General features: G+C 72.6%; 13 protein-coding genes and 1 rRNA gene. 11 read left to right on the top strand and 3 right to left on the bottom strand.

The genetic code is table 11. From position 1 onward, the window contains the following. Nucleotides 1-71 precede the first annotated feature (71 nt). The 5 genes from C4T78_RS29335 to C4T78_RS29315 all read left to right on the top strand — a co-directional run bounded on the left by C4T78_RS29335 (nucleotide 72) and on the right by C4T78_RS29315 (nucleotide 5,745). Complete coding sequence (locus C4T78_RS29335) at nucleotides 72-530, top strand: YbaB/EbfC family nucleoid-associated protein (protein WP_093352844.1); 459 nt, start codon at nucleotides 72-74, stop codon at nucleotides 528-530. Between the two features lie 2 nt (nucleotides 531-532). Further along, on the top strand, nucleotides 533-853 hold the full coding sequence (locus C4T78_RS29330; protein WP_093352846.1) for a WXG100 family type VII secretion target: 321 nt from the start codon (nucleotides 533-535) through the stop codon (nucleotides 851-853). A 5-nt stretch (nucleotides 854-858) separates the two neighbouring features. Continuing rightward, nucleotides 859-3,264 (top strand): TNT domain-containing protein, encoded by a 2,406-nt coding sequence (locus tag C4T78_RS29325; RefSeq protein WP_143185867.1) that lies wholly within the window; start codon nucleotides 859-861, stop codon nucleotides 3,262-3,264. Next, nucleotides 3,261-3,566 (top strand): hypothetical protein, encoded by a 306-nt coding sequence (locus C4T78_RS29320; RefSeq protein ID WP_093352973.1) that lies wholly within the window; start codon nucleotides 3,261-3,263, stop codon nucleotides 3,564-3,566. The genes C4T78_RS29325 and C4T78_RS29320 overlap by 4 nt, the downstream gene beginning before the upstream one ends. Before the next feature lie 346 nt (nucleotides 3,567-3,912). After that, nucleotides 3,913-5,745 (top strand): DUF2339 domain-containing protein, encoded by a 1,833-nt coding sequence (locus tag C4T78_RS29315; protein ID WP_093352851.1) that lies wholly within the window; start codon nucleotides 3,913-3,915, stop codon nucleotides 5,743-5,745. A 205-nt stretch (nucleotides 5,746-5,950) separates the two neighbouring features. Here the strand turns inward: C4T78_RS29315 and hisN are convergent, their stop codons facing one another. Continuing rightward, complete coding sequence (gene hisN, locus C4T78_RS29310) at nucleotides 5,951-6,724, bottom strand: histidinol-phosphatase (RefSeq protein WP_374703912.1); 774 nt, start codon at nucleotides 6,722-6,724, stop codon at nucleotides 5,951-5,953. A 114-nt stretch (nucleotides 6,725-6,838) separates the two neighbouring features. On the opposite strand from hisN, the gene C4T78_RS29305 reads away from it, so the two are divergent. After that, nucleotides 6,839-7,513 carry a response regulator transcription factor gene (locus tag C4T78_RS29305; protein WP_093157139.1) on the top strand — a complete coding sequence of 225 codons (675 nt, stop codon included), beginning with the start codon at nucleotides 6,839-6,841 and terminating at the stop codon, nucleotides 7,511-7,513. 6 nt (nucleotides 7,514-7,519) lie between these two features. Further along, nucleotides 7,520-8,794: a sensor histidine kinase gene (locus C4T78_RS29300; protein ID WP_093352857.1), complete on the top strand. Its 1,275-nt coding sequence runs from the start codon at nucleotides 7,520-7,522 to the stop codon at nucleotides 8,792-8,794. A 72-nt stretch (nucleotides 8,795-8,866) separates the two neighbouring features. Here the strand turns inward: C4T78_RS29300 and C4T78_RS29295 are convergent, their stop codons facing one another. Beyond that, complete coding sequence (locus C4T78_RS29295) at nucleotides 8,867-9,394, bottom strand: GtrA family protein (RefSeq protein ID WP_093352859.1); 528 nt, start codon at nucleotides 9,392-9,394, stop codon at nucleotides 8,867-8,869. A 63-nt stretch (nucleotides 9,395-9,457) separates the two neighbouring features. Further along, complete coding sequence (locus C4T78_RS29290) at nucleotides 9,458-11,869, bottom strand: sigma-70 family RNA polymerase sigma factor (RefSeq protein WP_093352862.1); 2,412 nt, start codon at nucleotides 11,867-11,869, stop codon at nucleotides 9,458-9,460. Nucleotides 11,870-12,055: 186 nt separating this feature from the next. Here C4T78_RS29290 and C4T78_RS29285 point away from each other — a divergent pair, with 186 nt between their 5' ends. The 4 genes from C4T78_RS29285 to C4T78_RS29270 all read left to right on the top strand — a co-directional run. Next, nucleotides 12,056-12,859, top strand: a complete 804-nt coding sequence (locus tag C4T78_RS29285; protein ID WP_177247605.1) for a hypothetical protein — start codon at nucleotides 12,056-12,058, stop codon at nucleotides 12,857-12,859. A gap of 247 nt (nucleotides 12,860-13,106) precedes the next feature. After that, nucleotides 13,107-14,291: a 5-(carboxyamino)imidazole ribonucleotide synthase gene (locus C4T78_RS29280; RefSeq protein WP_093352864.1), complete on the top strand. Its 1,185-nt coding sequence runs from the start codon at nucleotides 13,107-13,109 to the stop codon at nucleotides 14,289-14,291. Between the two features lie 53 nt (nucleotides 14,292-14,344). Beyond that, entirely contained in the window at nucleotides 14,345-14,833 is a 489-nt protein-coding gene (gene purE / locus C4T78_RS29275; RefSeq protein ID WP_093352980.1) for a 5-(carboxyamino)imidazole ribonucleotide mutase, read from the top strand. Between the two features lie 564 nt (nucleotides 14,834-15,397). Continuing rightward, nucleotides 15,398-15,499: ribosomal RNA gene (locus C4T78_RS29270) — 16S ribosomal RNA — on the top strand; the annotation flags it as partial.

Here is a 15,499-nt window from a genome sequence, read left to right as displayed (position 1 = left end):
ACCGCTGTGCCGTGCCGGACTCCGCCGCGCCAGCTGCGGGGCCCGCCCAGCGACCAGGGGAGGGAGCGGCCGTGCCGACCGATCACCGGGCCCAGGTGGCCGAGCTGATGGCCGATTACCAGCGCAGCCGGGAACGCCTTGCCGAAACCCACCAGGAACTCGCCACCATCACCGAGACGGCCCGCTCCGCCGACGGGCGGGTGCGGGTCGCGGTCGGACCGCAGGGCACCCTCCGCGAGGTGGCGCTGGCCGACGACGTCTACGACAAGCTGCGCCCCGCCCAGCTCGCCGCGACCATCGCCGAGCTGAGCGCGGCAGCCGCGCAGGCCGCCGCCCGGCGCGCCGCCGACGTGCTCGCCGAGGTGCTGCCGGCGGGAACCGATCCGGATGTGCTGCTGGGCGGACACGCCGACGGTGCGTCGGCATCGGTGCTGCGCAACGAACCCGGGCCCATCGACGATGATGTTGCCGAGGACGAGGACTTCTCGGCCGGGAGCTGGTTGCAGCAGAGCCCGACGAAACGGATGTGACCATGAGTGGTTTCCGCAGCGACCTCGGGCAGTTGGGCAAGCACGCGGGCGAGTTCGACGCCCTCGCGGGCCAGGCGCAGAAGATCGCCGACACCCTGCGCCGGGCGGTGGAGTCGGCAGGTGATTGCTGGGGCGGTGACGAGATCGGCGCGAGCTTCGCCCGGGCGCACTGCGGCCGGGCGGAGCAGGCGCTGTCCGACCTCGGCGAGATGTCGTCGCGGTTGCGCGGCATGGGGTCGAAGTTCGCGGCCGCCGCGGCCACGACGCAGCAGGTGGACGCGGACAACGCCGAAGAGCTCGGACGAATCGCCGGACGGGGGTGAGCGCGGTGGGCATCGAACTTCCCGCCGAACTCCGCGACGTCGCCGCGCGCGCGGGCGCCCGGTGGCCGGAGGCGGACGAGGACGCGATGCGCGAGTCCGCGACGGCGTGGCGCGAAGCCGCGGACGCGATCGACGGCCTGGCGGGCGACGCGGACAGCGCAGCGCAGGGCGCGCTGCGGGCCTTCGACGGCGAAGCGGCCGAGGCCGCGACCCGGGAGTGGGACGGCTTCGTGGCCGCCGACGGCATCCTGCCCGGCTCGGTGCAGCAGTGCCGCGCGGCGGCGGACCGCCTGGACCACGCGGCCGAGCAGGTCGGCGCGGCGAAGGTCCAGCTGGTGCGCGAGCTGGTGACGCTGGCCAAGCAGACCGACGCGGCCGAACAAGCGGCGGCCGCAGGACATCCGCAGGCGCTCGCCGCTCTGGACTCGGCGGTGCAGGGCGCGGCGGCGAACGTGGCGCAGCTGCACAGCACGCTGGCCGCGGCGGTGGATCCGGACAGCGGCGTTCGGATCGACCCGGACGCCCCGCTCGCGGCGCTCGGCGGTGGTGCGCTGAACGCGGGCACCGGTCTCGTCGCGTCCACAGTGGACGCAGCGGGTGGTGCGACCGGCGCGCTGGGCGATGCCGCTGGAGGTGCGGTCGCGGGTGCGGGCCACGCCGCGGGCGACATCGGCCGCGCCGCGGGCGACGCGGTCAGCGGTGCCGGTGGTGCTGTTGGTGACGTGGTCGGCGGAGTCGGCCGGACCGCCGGGGAGGCGGTCGGCACGGCGGGTGATGTTGCTGGTGGGGCGGCTGAACACGCCCGGGGCGCCGCCGACGAGGTCGGCCGGGTCGGTCGGGAGGCCGCCGGTGGCGTTGCGGAAGATGTTGGCAGCGCGGCGGAGCACATCGGCCGCGGAACCGTCGGGGGAGTGGCAGCAGATGCGCAGGACGAGGTCTCGGAGGCGGCTCGGTCCGCCACCGGCTGGCAGGCGGACGCCGAGCACACCGGCCCGGTCAAGGTCGACCCGGGCCGCTGGGCTCCCGGTCTCGCCGACGCAGGCACCGGTCCGATCCCGGTGAGCACCGACGACTCCCGCCCGGGCTGGACGCCGCCCGGCGAGGACCCCGCCTCCAGCACCGCTCCGCACGCGGTGCGCTCCGCCTGGGCTTCGCCGCAGGCCGCGCAGCCGCCGCTGCCGCCGGGCGCTGCCGCGCCGCCGCCGGGCTTCGCCCCGGCGGCCCCACCGCCTCCGGCGGCTCCGGGCGGCCACTTCGTGGCGCCGCCCGGAGCGCCTCCGGCTGCGCAGCCTCCGGCCGCGGCTCCGCCGCCGGGTCGGCCGCCGATGGCCGCGCCGCGGCCCGCCTTCGGCGTGGCCCCGGCTCCGCAGCCGCAGCAGCTCGCTCCGCAGCAACCTGCTCCGCAGCCGGTGAAGGATCCGACGCAGCGCTCTCCGCTGCGCCCGCTGCCGACACCGCAGCAACCACCCGCTCCGCCCGCGGCGGAGCCCACCCAGCGCCCGCTGCGGCAGGCGAGCCGGAACGCGGACGTGGTGGCGTTCGTGCTGCACCAGTTCCCGATCGGGTACATGCCGGTCGCGGCGAGCAGGGCGAGCAGGCAGCTGCCGCCGTCGTCGGAGGAACCGGACCGGCCGGGGCTGAACTTCCCGCCGCAGGACCACCCGGAGTCGCACCTGGTGCACGACGGTGACGCGCTGGAACGGCTGCGCTCGGGCGAGGTCTACGTCGCCGCGCAACGGGATCGGGAGGAGCGCGGTGAACCGGTGCAGCTGCCGGAGGCGCTCGTCGCCGGGCACGATCCGCTGGGCGAGCTGAGCGAGCTGGAGTGGGAACGCCGGTTCGCGGGCGAGCGCGACGAGCACGTGTGGCCGCCCGCCGCCGAGCACCCGGAGGGCGGTGTGGAACCGGCGGAGCCGGTGGTGCTGGAGCCGGACACCGTGCTCGACTGCACCGGTGGCGGCGCCGGGCGCTTCTCGTTCGCGGTGGCGACGTCCTTCGCGCAGCGGTCGCTGCCGCCGTCGCACGCCGAGCGCGAGTACCGCAGGTACCGGGTGATGCGCCGCTTACCGGTGTGGCGGTCGGTGCCCGCGCCGTGGTTCGCGCAGCCCGGCGGCGGAGTCCGCTACCGCGCGACGTACTCGCTGGACGACCTGGTCGGGCTCGGCTACCTCGTGGAGCTGACCGCGTCGCGGGAGGCCGCCGAGGCGGTGACGCTGCGCATCGAGCGGGCGGGCGCCGAGGTGGTGGAGTCGACCTTCCACCTCACCTCGTCGGCGGCGGAGCCGGAGGAGCAGGTCGCGGCGACGGAGCGGATCGTCCGCGAGCGCGCGACGGTGCCGCTGGCGCATTCGACCGCGGAGGTCGCGGACGAGGTCGAGCAGGACGAGGCGGAGCAGGAGGCCGGGAAGTGAACACCGAGTCCGTGCTGGGCTGGCTGGTGGCGATGGGCGTGCCGGAGGGGCTGGTGTCGATCGGCGTGGAGGCCGACGACGCCTGGTGCCTGGTGCGCGACGACCACGACGGCGCCCCGGCGTGGGAGGTCTTCTGGCGGGAGCAGGGCAACCGCTACGACTGGGCCCGGTTCAGCAACGAGCAGGTCGCCTGCTTCTACCTGTTCGGCAGGCTGACCTGGACCCAGGCGCTGCGCGGCGTGGTCGGCCCGGTCGACGCCACCAGCACGCCGCCGAAGGGCACTCCGGCGCAGCGCGGGTGAGCAGTTCCTCTACTCGTTCTGCGCGGCGGTGCGGGTAGCGGAACCTCAGCGCCGCCTGGACTGCGGGTGCCCGGCCTGATGCATGACCGATGCGCGGCGGCCGGGCCGTCCTCGCCAGGCGAAGCGCTGAGAACCTGCGGCGGTGCGAGCTGCGAGGGTGGGCTATGCGCCTGCCGCGCATGCGACGCCTTCCGCGGCAGCGTTGGTCGTCGCGGCTGCGGCCCGATATGAACGAATCGATTCGGGTTCCGCTGAGCGACCGCGCAGCCCGCGGACGCCGAGCCGTGATCGTGACTGAGTAGTGCTACTGATGTTCTGACCGGGGCGTTTCCCGCAGGGTGGGAGCATGTCACAACCCTTGCCCGGTGAAACGCTCCAACTGCTGGCCGGTGAGCTGCACGCCATCGGCCAGCGGCTGACCTACCTGGGCACCGTGGTGCAGGCGCAAGCTGCGACGCAGGTCGCAGCCCCGCAAGCGCCCGCACCGCAGGAAACCCAGCCCCAGCAGGACGTTCCGCCCCAGCAGGCTCCGACCCCGCAGAACCACCCGCCGCAGGCCGCCCGGCCACCGGTGTTCGGGCAGCCGCAGGTGACGCCGTACCCGGGACTCGGGCAGCAGCCGGTCCGCCCGCGCAGCAGGCTCGGCGCGAACCTGGAGCCGAGCCGCGTGCTGGCCTGGGTCGGCGCCGGCGTGACGTTGCTGGGCGTGGTGTTCCTGCTCGTCCTCGCCGTGCAGCAGGACTGGCTGGGACCGGGCGCCAGGATCACCGGCGGTGCCGTGCTCTCCGCGCTGCTGGTCGGCGCCGGCTGGTGGATGCACCGGCGCTCGAAGGGGCAGGACGCCGGGCGGATCGCCGCGTTCGCCCTGGCCACAACGGGTTTCGCCGCGATGTTCCTGGACGTGGTGGCGGCCACCTCGCTCTACGGTTTCGTGTCCGCTCCGGTGGGCCTCGGCGCGGGCCTGCTCGTCAGCATCGGCGGGCTGGCGCTCGCCGACCGCTGGCAGGCGCGGCCGCTGGCGCTCGGCGTGGTGCTGAGCTCGGCGATCTGCGCGCCGCTGATCACCCAGCTGCCCAACGCGATGCTGATCGGCTTCCTGGTCCTGCTGCAGGTCGCGGCGGCACCGGTGCAGGTCCGGCGCGGCTGGCCCTCGCTCGCGCTGGCCGCCGGGATCCCCGTGGTGCTGGCCGCGCTGGTGGCGGCGATTTGGGGAGTCTTCTTCCACGACCCGGTGCTGGTGATCGCGATCAGCGTTTCCGTGCTGCTGGGCGTGGTGATCGCCGCGATCACCGCGGGAGCGCGCCCGGACGCCGACCGCACCGCGATCGCCCTGCTGGTCACCGCACCGACCCCGGCGTTCCTGGCCGGTCCGCTGCTGCTGGAGACGTCGGCGGCCGGCCTGCTCGGCGCGGGAACGACCGTGCTGCTGCTCGCGATCTGGGCGGTGGCCCGGTTCGTCCCGGCGTTCCGGGACTGGTTGTCGCGCCGGTTCACCACGGCGGTCGGCGCGATGGCGTCGATCGCGGCCGCCCAGACCACGCTGACCGTGCTGGATTCGTCGAGCTGGGCAACGGCGCTGCTGTGCGAGGCGCTGGTGCTGAGCGCCGGTGCGTTCGTGCTGCGCAGCGCGGGCGTGCTGCTCGGCGCGACCTGCTACGCGACTTTCGGCTTCCTGCTCGCCCTGGTCAACGAGGTGCCGCTCACCGCGCTGCTCTGGCACGGCTACGCGCCCGGCATCGCGGGCCTGCTGTGCGGCCTGCTGATCGCGGCCGCGGCGATCGTGGTGCCTGCTTCGGCGGCCCGGATCGAGAAGTTCCCGAAGTCGCCGCCGCTGTGGTCGGCGACCGGGCTGGCGCTGCTGTACGGCACGGCGAGCGCGACGATGGCCGCCTGCCTGCTGGTGTCCGACACCCGGACCGGCTTCCTCACCGCCCACATCCTGATCACCCTGAGCTGGGTGGTGGCGGCGATCGTGCTGCTGCTGCGCGGAATCCGCGCGAAGCGCCTGCGCATCGCGGGCATGGTGCTGATCGCGGCGTCCCTGGCGAAGCTCCTGCTGTTCGACCTCGCCACCCTGGACGGCGTGGCCCGGGTGATCGCGTTCCTCTGCGCGGGCCTGATCCTGCTGGCCGCGGGCTCCCACTACGCCCGCCTGCTCAAGAAGCAACCCGAAAGCTGAACCACCCCAACGACGTTCCAGCTCCGCCGCCCCGACCCCGCAGTGCCCCCGGCTCGGTGAGACGCAATTTCAATGGAAATCAACCCTCCGATTTCCATTGAAATTGCGCGAACACCGGTGTGTCGGCCCGCGACACGCCGACTCCGCGCAACTTCCATTGAAGTTGTCCCTCCGATTTCCATTGAAATTGCGGAGTCGGGGGACCTCAGCGCCGCAGGAGGGACAGGGCTTCGGCGTGCAGGTGGCCGTTCGTCGACAGCGCGCTCCCGCCGTCGTAGCGCGGGGTTCCGGCCAGATCGGTGAAGGTGCCGCCTGCCTCGGTCACCAGCACCTGCGCCGCCGCCACGTCCCACGGGTTCACGATCGGCTCCGCGGCGATGTCGATGACGCCCTCGGCCACCAGGCAGTGCTGCCAGAAGTCGCCGAACGCGCGGTTCTCCCAGCAGGCGTCGACCAACCGCAGGTAGGCCTCCCGCGAGTGGTGCTCCACCCACGTCCCGAGGTGCGTGGTCGAGACGTAGGCGTCGCCCGGCTCGCGCACCCCGGACACCGAGATCCGCTCCGGCTCCGCCTCACCCGTGCGGCACCAGGCGCCCGCCCCGGTCGCCGCCCACCAGCGCTTGCCCAGCGCCGGCGCGCTGATCACGCCGACCTCCGGACGGCCACCGTCCACCAGCGCGATCAACGTCGCCCAAACCGGAACACCGCGCAGGAAGTTCTTCGTGCCGTCGATCGGGTCCAGCACCCACGCGCGGCCGTCGCCCGCCGTGCCACCGCGCTCCTCGCCGGCGACGACGTCGTCCGGCCGCCGCTCGGCGAGCACCGCGCGCACGGCGTCCTCCACCGCGAGATCGGCGTCGGTGACCGGCGTCCGGTCGGGTTTGCGGTCCACGCTCAGGTCCCGGGCACGGAACCGGCTGCCGGTGATGCCGTCGGCGACGTCGGCGAGGTGCAGGGCGAGATCGAGATCGCTGGTCACGCAACGCACCTTAGTCCGCAGGCGCAGTCGGCGGACACGAGCCGCGAGCTGACCACGCAGCCCACTCGGACCGTTACGCAAAAGGAGTACCGAGGCAGCCTCTAGGCTGGAGGCGTGAGCGTGGTGTTGCTGGCAGAAGACGACCCCGCCATCGCCGTGCCCCTGTCGAGGGCATTGCAACGCGAGGGCTACACCGTCCAGGTGATCGAGGACGGTCCATCGACGCTGCGCGCCGCCGCCTCGGGCGGGATCGACCTGCTGGTGCTGGATCTCGGACTGCCGGAGATGGACGGTCTGGAGGTGTGCCGCCGGCTGCGCGCGCAGGGCCGCGGCCTGCCGGTGCTGATGCTGACCGCCCGCACCGACGAGGTGGACTTCGTGGTCGGCCTCGACGCGGGTGCCGACGACTACGTGGCCAAGCCCTTCCGGCTCGCCGAGCTGATGGCGCGCATCCGCGCCCTGCTCCGCCGCGGCGCCCCGGAAACCCTGGAGGCCTCCGGCGTCCGCCTGGACCTGACGGCCCGCCGCGTGCAGGTCAACGAGCAGGAAGTGCAGCTGGCGAACAAGGAGTACGAGCTGCTCCGGGTGCTCATGCAGCACGCCGGGCAGGTGGTGACCCGCGAGGAGATCCTCGAAGAGGTCTGGCCGGAATCCGACCGCAAGGGCAGCAAGACGCTGGACATGCACATCTCGTGGCTGCGCCGGAAGCTCAGCGACAGCAACGGCCGGCTGGACGAGACCCGCATCGCCACCGTGCGAGGCGTCGGGTTCCGCTTCAACGCGGACTGACCCGCGATGCGCCGCCGAATCCTGCAGGCCACGCTGCTGGCCGTCGCCGTCACCGCGGTCGTCCTCGGACTGCCGCTGGGGTTCAGCGCGCTGAAACTCGTCCAGGACATCACCGTCAACGACCTCTCCACCCGCGCGCAGCAGATCGCGACGCGGCTGGACGAGCAGATCGCCGCGCAGAGCCCGGTCGACCTCGCCGCGGTGCGGCTGGCAGTGCCCGACGGCGCCCGGCTGATCGTCCGCACCCAGGGCCACGACTACGCCTACGGTCCCGATCCCGGCGAGGAACCGCTGGTGGAGAGCGTGCCGATGGTGCAGAGCGGCACGGTGACGCTCGCCGCGCCGAGCGGGCCCGTCCGCACCCAGCAGGTCCAGGTCGCCGGGCTGGTGCTGCTGCTCGTGGTGCTCTCCGCGGGCACCGGCATGATCGTGGCGTCGGTGACCGCGCGACGCCTCTCCGACCCGCTCCGGCACGTCGCGGCACGCGCGGCGCGCCTCGGCGCGGGCGACTTCCGCGCGGACCCGCAGCGCCACCACGTCCCGGAGCTGGACCGCGTCGCGGACGCGCTCGACGCCTCCGGCGCCGCGCTGTCGCAGCTCGTGCAGCGCGAACGCGAACTGGTCGGCGACGTCTCGCACCAGCTGCGCAGCCGCCTGACCGCACTGCACCTGCGGCTGGAGACGCTGGCGGCGACCAACGACCCGGACGTGGCGGAGGACGCCGGCGCGGCGCTGGAACAGGCCGAACGGCTCTCCGGGGTCCTCGACGACCTGCTCGCCGCGGCCACCGCGGCGCGCGCCCGCGACGCCGCACCGCTGGACATCTCGACGTTGCTCTGCGACGTGGCCGCCGAGTGGCGCGAGCCGCTGAAGGCGGAAGGCCGCACCCTGCGCGTGAAGGTGGAGGAAGAACTGCTGGCCCGCGTCACGCCCACCCGCCTGCGCGAAACGATCGGCGTCCTGCTCGACAACGCGCTGCGGCACGGCGAGGGCACCGTCACCCTCGCGGCGAGGCAGAGCGGCGGCACCGTGGTCGTGGAGGTGAGCGACGCGGGCACGGGCGTTCCGGACGAACTGGTGCCCTACGTCTTCGACCGCGGTTTCTCCGGCCACGGCTCCACCGGCGTCGGCCTGGCGCTGGCCCGAGCGCTCGTCGAAGCCGACGGCGGCCGCCTCGAACTCAGCCAGGCGAGACCGGCGATGTTCGAGGTCTTCCTCCCGGTGGCCCGCGCCGACGACGTCCTCGGCCTGCCCTGGAAGTCCGAACCGACGCCCCGGTAGTGGTCGCGGCACGTGCGCGTTTCGGGGCGCTGTGGCACCCCGAAGCACTCACGGCCCGCGACCTGCGGGCGGTCAGCTGATCCGCACGTGATCGCGTTCCGGCTCCTGCTCGTGGGACTGCTCGGTGGGGAACACCCACTTCCGGAACGCCCACCAGCGGAACGCCATGCCCAGCAGCAGGCCGACGATCTGCGCCGCGGTGAAGTCGGCGATCTCCTCCACGAAGCGGCTGGTGTACGGCGTCTGCAGGTGCAGCAGGTACCGCGAGACCCACAGCGGCGCCGAGTACAGGCCGACCCCGATGCCGCTGATCACGAAGTACAGCGTCGCCTCGGAGTGCCGCTGCCGCCCGCCCCGGGTGCGGAACGACCACTCCCGGTTGAGCACGTAGGAGAACAGCGTCGCGACCAGCACCGCGATGACCTTCGACGTCACCGGCTTGGGCGACAGGACGGTCAGCTTCAGCGCGTAGAAGATGCCGGTGTCGATCAAGAAGGTGATACCGCCGACGATGCCGAACTTCAGCAGCTCGCGATGCCGGATCGCGAGTTCCCGGTACCGCTGCGGGATTCGCGCGAGCACGGAATCGACGACGGACACAGCCCCGAGTCTACGTAGTTGCGCCGTCCCGGCGATGCCAGCGGTCGGATCGGGAGACCCGGTTCACCTGGGCTGCCGTCCCCCGGGAGAGCCCGGCGAGCTCGACGTGGGCGGTGCGCTGCTGGTCGGAGGCGCCGAGCTCGACGGCGGTGCCGTGCTGCTCGGCGGCGTCGTCGAAGGCGGCGTGCTCGACGTCGGCGGCGCTGTGGTGGGCGGCACCGTGGTGGGCGGCGTCGTGCTCGTCGGCGGCACCGCTGTCGGCGGGGCCGTCGGCGACGTCGTGCTCGTCGGCTCCGGCGTGCTGGTCGACTCCGGAGCGGACGTCGTGGGCGGGAGCAGCGGCGAGTGCGCGGGCACCGGCAACCAGCACCACGGCGGACGGCCGTTGTCCCAACCCGGCGGCCACCACGGCCACCACGAGCACTCCGGCGGCTTCGGCGGAGGCGGCGGCAACGGGAACCGCAGCTCCACCAGCGCGCTGTCGCTGGAGGTGCCGAGGTTGGCGGTCACCTGGACGGCCTCACCGTGCGGTTCCAGGCCGCCCGTCCCGGCCTGGGTCGAGGCGTGCGCGGCGGGATCCGGGAGGTCCTGCGCGTCGGTCACCTGCACCACGCCCAGCAAGGATTCCCTGGGCGAGAGGTCGCCGGAGCAGCGAACCCGGCCCTGGTCTTCCGGGAGCAGGTCGCACTGGGGCGTCAGGGCCTGAGCCCGCATGCCCTTCGGCAGCTCGGCGACGGCCTCGGCACGTCCTGTGCTGGTACCGACGTTGGTCACCCAGATGAAGAGCCTGCTGCTCTTCTCGGTCGTCGGCCAGCTCAAGACCTCCCCGGGCACCGGCCAGCTCCAGGCCTGCAGATCGACCTCGTCCACCGGAGCGGGCTCGACCACGACGGGCACCGCCTCCAGGCGCAGCTCGATCTCGGTACCGGCGGAGATGCTGGCGGTGATCTCACCGCCCTGGGCGGACTCGTCGGCGCGCACGCTGAAGCCGAAGGTGAACGACTCGCCGGGCCGCAGCCCGCGGTCGGTGCTGCAGGAGATGGTGGTCGACCGGTTCTGGCAGCTCACCGACGGCGATCCGGGTGGCTGGGCGAGCACCAGCGACCGGCTCTGCGGAACGGTCGAGGCAGGCCCGGCCGACATGGCACCGGGCAGTTGCGCGGAAACGCCCGCCGGCAGGGCCAGCTCCGCGGTGACCGGCTGGGAATCGCCCGAACCGCTGTTGTTCACCGTGATCGGCAGGTCGACCGGATCGCCACCCGCGACGAGCTGGAGCGGAGCTCCGGGCCCGGAGGCGTTGAGCACCGGCGTGGCCGCCGGAGGTGGCGTCGGCGCAGGTGGGGAGGGCTCCGGAGGTGCTGGAGGTTGCGGCGTCGGGCTCGGCGCAGGCGGCGGGTTCTGCGGAGCCTGCGGCAGCGGTGCAGGCGGCGCCGGAGGCTGCGGCGGCTCTGGCGGCTGCACGACGGCGGCCGGCGGTGCCGCCGCAATCGGAACGGGCTGCTCGGTCCCGGAAGTCATGGCGATGGCGATCGCGGCAGCCATCACCGCGGCCGCCGTTCCAGCGGCGACCGCCTGGCGCGGCCCGGCGCTCGCGGCGTTCGCCGCCCCCGCCGCACTGGAAGCGCTGCCCGCGGCCAACGCGGCGGCAGACGCCCCTCCCGAGGAGGAGATGGCCAGGTAGCCGGTGGCGGAGGCCCCCAGCACCAGCGGCGCGATGATGACGCGGAGCGCCCCGTTGACGTCGGCGAGCTCAGCCGCGAGCGCCCGGCACCGGTCGCACCCGTCGAGGTGCGACTCGACCTGCGCGGTCTCCCGCTTCGACAGCCCGCGGCGGGTCCACGCACCGAGCCGGTCCACCGTCGCCCGGCAGTGCTCGACCCCGGACTCGTCGTCGTCCAGCTGCCCGAGGTGCACCTGCAGGTAGGCCTGCCGCAGCCCTTCCCGCGCGCGGTAGGCGAGCGCGGACACGCCGTTCGGCGTCAACCCGAGCAGCGGCGCGACCTGCGCCGGGGTCTGGCCCTCCACCTCGACGTGCCAGAGCACCGTCTGCCAGCGCTCGGGCAGCCGGGCGAACGCCTGCGCGGCGAGCGTGCGCTCGAGCCCGGCTACGGCGGTGTCGGTGAACGGCACGCTGACGTCCGCGCCGGAAACCTCCGTCACGTCGTCGGCGAGCTGCACCTTGCGCTCCCGCCGGGTGCGGTCGTAGGCGGTGTGCCGCAGCGCGGTGAGCAGGTAGGCCCGGAAGGCGGTGTTCGGGCCGCGCCCGTCGCGCAAGGTGTCGAGCACCTTGGCGAAGGCCTCCGACACCAGGTCGTCGGCCTCGGCCGCGGACTTGGCGACCTGGCGGGCCATGTTGTAGGCCGCACCGACGTGCCGCTCGTAGAGCTGCGCGTAGGCGGCGGACGAACCGCTGCGAACCTCCTCCAGCAGTTCCCCGTCGCTGGGTCCCTGGACTTCCGCCGGAATCGTCGCCACGCCGCACCTTCCTCCCCGCGGGGGACACACCAGATCTGCTGACCTAGGGAGTCACGGTCGGTGCCGACCATGACGCTGCCCGACTGATTGTGATCTAGATCCTATTGTCGACGCCATCCCTTGCACCGTCATGGGCGACCCGTTGCGCCGTCCCGATGACAGGGAGTCGAAGGAGGCGCGTTGCGGATGAGGGAGTGGCCGTTCAAGTGTGATGCGACGATCGCGCAGGGTCGTCAGCGGGCCCTGCGCTCGCGTTGGCGAACGGCCAGCCTCGCTGCTGGGTGGCCATTCCCGAGCGATTGGGCCTCGGACGCGGTCGACGCGGTGTGCGCGGCGGTCGTCGAGGACGGGGATCTGGCCGAAGCGCTGGCCGACCTCGGCGCGGCGCGGGCCGAGGCCGGGGTCGGACTGGCCGGAACGCTGCAGGACCTGGCGGCGCTGCACGCCGTCGCGACCGGTGCCCACGACGGGCTCGTGTCGGCCGATCCGGACGCGGTGCCCACGGCGATGGTGCGCACGACCGCGCTGGGCTGGTCGGACGTGATCGCGCGGCTGTCCGTCGGGCGCGAGGTCGAGGACCCGCTGACCGGCCTGACCACGGCCGGCTACCTGCGCACCCGGCTGCACGAGGTGTACCGCGAAGCGCGAGCGGAGGGGCGCTCGGCGAGCGAGGACTACGTCCTGCTCGCGGTGTCGCTGGACGCCCCGGCCGACGGCTACCCGCGGATGATGGCGATGGTGCTGATGGCCGACGTCCTGCGCACGGCGTTCGACTCGGGCGAGACCGTCTCGCTGCTGCGGTCGGCCACCGCGGCGGTGCTCACCAAGCGCCACCCGCAGCTGTCGGCCCGCTGCCTGCACGCGCGCTGCATGATCGAGCACCGGCTGGCGGCGGACCCGGCGCTGCACGCCTGCCAGGAGATCCGGTTCCAGCAGGAACCGCTGCCCGCCGACCACAACGCCGCGTGCGACCTGCTGGCATCGCTGTGAGCTTGAAACGCCGGAGGCGTTCAGCCGTCAGCTCGCACCGCTGCGGGTTCTCAGCGTTCGCCTGGCGAGGACGTTCCTGACGCCGTCGAGCTACCTGGGTCAGGGCACCCGGAGTTCAGGCGGGCGCTGAGGTTCCGCTACCGGCACCGCTGCGCAAAGCGAGTCCGGAGGCAGACCGGCTGTGAGCTGGGTCGCGTTGGGTGGTCCCTCTGCAGGTATGCGGCTTGCGCCGCTTTACGCTGGCCGCGTGGACCAGCGGAGCGGAACCCCAGTTGTCGGCATGATCGGTGGCGGCCAGCTGGCGAGGATGACCCACCAGGCGGCGATCCCGTTGGGGCAGTCGCTGAAGGTGCTGGCCACTTCGGCGGACGACTCCGCCGCGCTGGTCGCCCCGAACGTGGAGATCGGTCACCACACCGATCTCGAAGCGCTGAAGAACTTCGCGCAGGGCTGCGACGTGATCACCTTCGACCACGAGCACGTCCCCGGCGAGCACCTGCGGGCCCTCGCCGCGGCGGGAGTGTCCGTCCAGCCCGGCGCCGACGCGCTGCTGCACGCCCAGGACAAGCTCGTGATGCGCCGCAAGCTCGCCGAGCTCGGCCTGCCGGTGCCGCCGTTCGCGGAGGTCACCGACGTCGCCGACGTCCTGCAGTTCGGCGCCGAGCACGGCTGGCCCTGCGTGCTCAAGACCGCGCGCGGTGGGTACGACGGCCGCGGCGTGTGGATGCTCAACACCCCGGACGGCGCGAAGCGCACCGTCGCCGAACTGCTGGAGAGCGGATCACCGCTGCTCGTCGAGCAGCGCGTGCCGCTGCGCCGGGAGCTCGCCGCGCTGGTCGCGCGCTCGCCGTTCGGGCAGGGCGCGGTGTGGCCGCTGGTCGAGACGGTGCAGGAGGACGGGATCTGCGTGGAGGTCCTGGCCCCGGCGCCGAACGCCTCCCCGGAGCTGATCGAGCAGGCCCAGCAGCTCGCGCTGCAGGTCGCCGAATCGCTCGGCGTCACCGGCGTGCTCGCGGTCGAGCTGTTCGAGACCGACGAGGGCCTGGTCGTCAACGAGCTGGCGATGCGCCCGCACAACTCCGGCCACTGGACCATCGAGGGCGCGCGGACCTCCCAGTTCGAGCAGCACCTGCGCGCGGTCCTGGACTACCCGCTGGGCGCCACCGAGCTGACCGCGCCCGCGGTGGTCATGACGAACCTGCTCGGTTCGCCGACCGAGCTGAAGATGACGGTGGACGAGCGGCTGCACCACCTGTTCGCCCGCTACCCGCACGCGAAGGTGCACCTGTACGGCAAGAGCGAGCGGCCCGGCCGCAAGCTCGGCCACATCACCGTCCTCGGCGACCGCATGGACGAGGTGCGGGAGCAGGCCCGGCTGGCGGCGCACTGGCTGTCGCACGCCGAGTGGCCGGACGGCTACGAGATCCACTGAAGCAGAGGAGAGGTCCGAGCGTGGCAGGCGACAACCCGCTGGTCGGCGTGATCATGGGCAGCGACTCCGACTGGCCGGTGATGCAAGCGGCCGGAGACGCGCTCACCGAGTTCGACGTGCCCTTCGAGGTGGGCGTCTACTCGGCGCACCGCACCCCGCAGCGGATGCTGGACTACGCCCGCAGCGCGGCGGACCGCGGCATCCGGGTGATCATCGCCGGCGCGGGCGGTGCCGCGCACCTGCCGGGCATGGTCGCCTCGGCGACGGTGCTGCCGGTGATCGGTGTCCCGGTACCGCTGAAGCACCTCGACGGCATGGACTCGCTGCTGTCGATCGTGCAGATGCCCGCTGGCGTGCCGGTGGCGACGGTGTCGGTCGGCGGTGCGCGCAACGCCGGCCTGCTCGCCGTCCGCACGCTCGCCGCGGACTCCGGTGAACTCGGTGCCCGGCTGCGCGCGGGCATGGCCGAGTTCCAGGCCGGCTTGGAGAGCATGGTGCTCGACAAGGACGCCGCCCTCCAGGAGAAGGCCGCGCGTTCCTGACGCTTTTCCGACAGACCCCGGGCGATGCCGGTTCCAGCCGGTCTCACCTGGGGTTTTGTCGTTAAGGGGGGGTGGTGTTCAGGGGGTGTTCGGGGGTCTGTAAAGTTATCCAGGTCAGCGCGACACGGGCCGGGAAAACCGGAACGGGCCTGGCACGGGGTCAAACCGAGTCTCCACGAATGAGTGGTAGAGTGGGCTGGCCTCGAACGGCAAGACTTTGAAAATTGCGATTCGCTTCGCTGTCATAACGCTGGACGGTTCGATATCCGGGAGATAACGAATCGGGTGCGGGAAACGAGAGTGACCCCCCTGAAACCCCGGAAAAACGGCCTGCTAGAGTTACCGACACACGAAAGCGAACAGAGGAAATGCTCCCCGGAGCTTGGCGGCCTGATTCGGGTCGTGGGTGATGGTGTGGGTGTGTTCTTTGAGAACTCAACAGCGGACTGTTTTGGTTAGTGTTCTTTTATGCCCCCGACCAGACGTTTGTTTTGGTTGGTGGTTTCTTTGAGTATGACGCTCGCCTTTGATGGTTTGAGTGTCTGCTGGGATTGTTCAACAGCATTGTTGGAGAGTTTGATCCTGGCTCAGGACGAACGCTGGCGGCGTGCTTAACACATGCAAGTCGAACGCTGAAGCACTTTCGGGTGTGGATGAGTGGCGAAC

The organism is Saccharopolyspora kobensis, assembly GCF_900108315.1.
Lineage (GTDB): Bacteria > Actinomycetota > Actinomycetes > Mycobacteriales > Pseudonocardiaceae > Saccharopolyspora > Saccharopolyspora kobensis.
The sequence above is the reverse complement of the archived record's forward strand: the minus strand, read 5'-3'. Positions and strand labels throughout refer to the sequence as shown.

Bases quoted from the DNA above. Each gene is read 5' to 3' on its own strand.
- C4T78_RS29315 (WP_093352851.1), top strand. From the start codon at position 3,913: ATGTCACAACCCTTGCCCGGTGAAACGCTCCAACTGCTGGCCGGTGAG.
- C4T78_RS29330 (WP_093352846.1), top strand. From the start codon at position 533: ATGAGTGGTTTCCGCAGCGACCTCGGGCAGTTGGGCAAGCACGCGGGC.
- C4T78_RS29300 (WP_093352857.1), top strand. From the start codon at position 7,520: ATGCGCCGCCGAATCCTGCAGGCCACGCTGCTGGCCGTCGCCGTCACC.
- purE (WP_093352980.1), top strand. From the start codon at position 14,345: ATGGGCAGCGACTCCGACTGGCCGGTGATGCAAGCGGCCGGAGACGCG.
- C4T78_RS29285 (WP_177247605.1), top strand. From the start codon at position 12,056: ATGAGGGAGTGGCCGTTCAAGTGTGATGCGACGATCGCGCAGGGTCGT.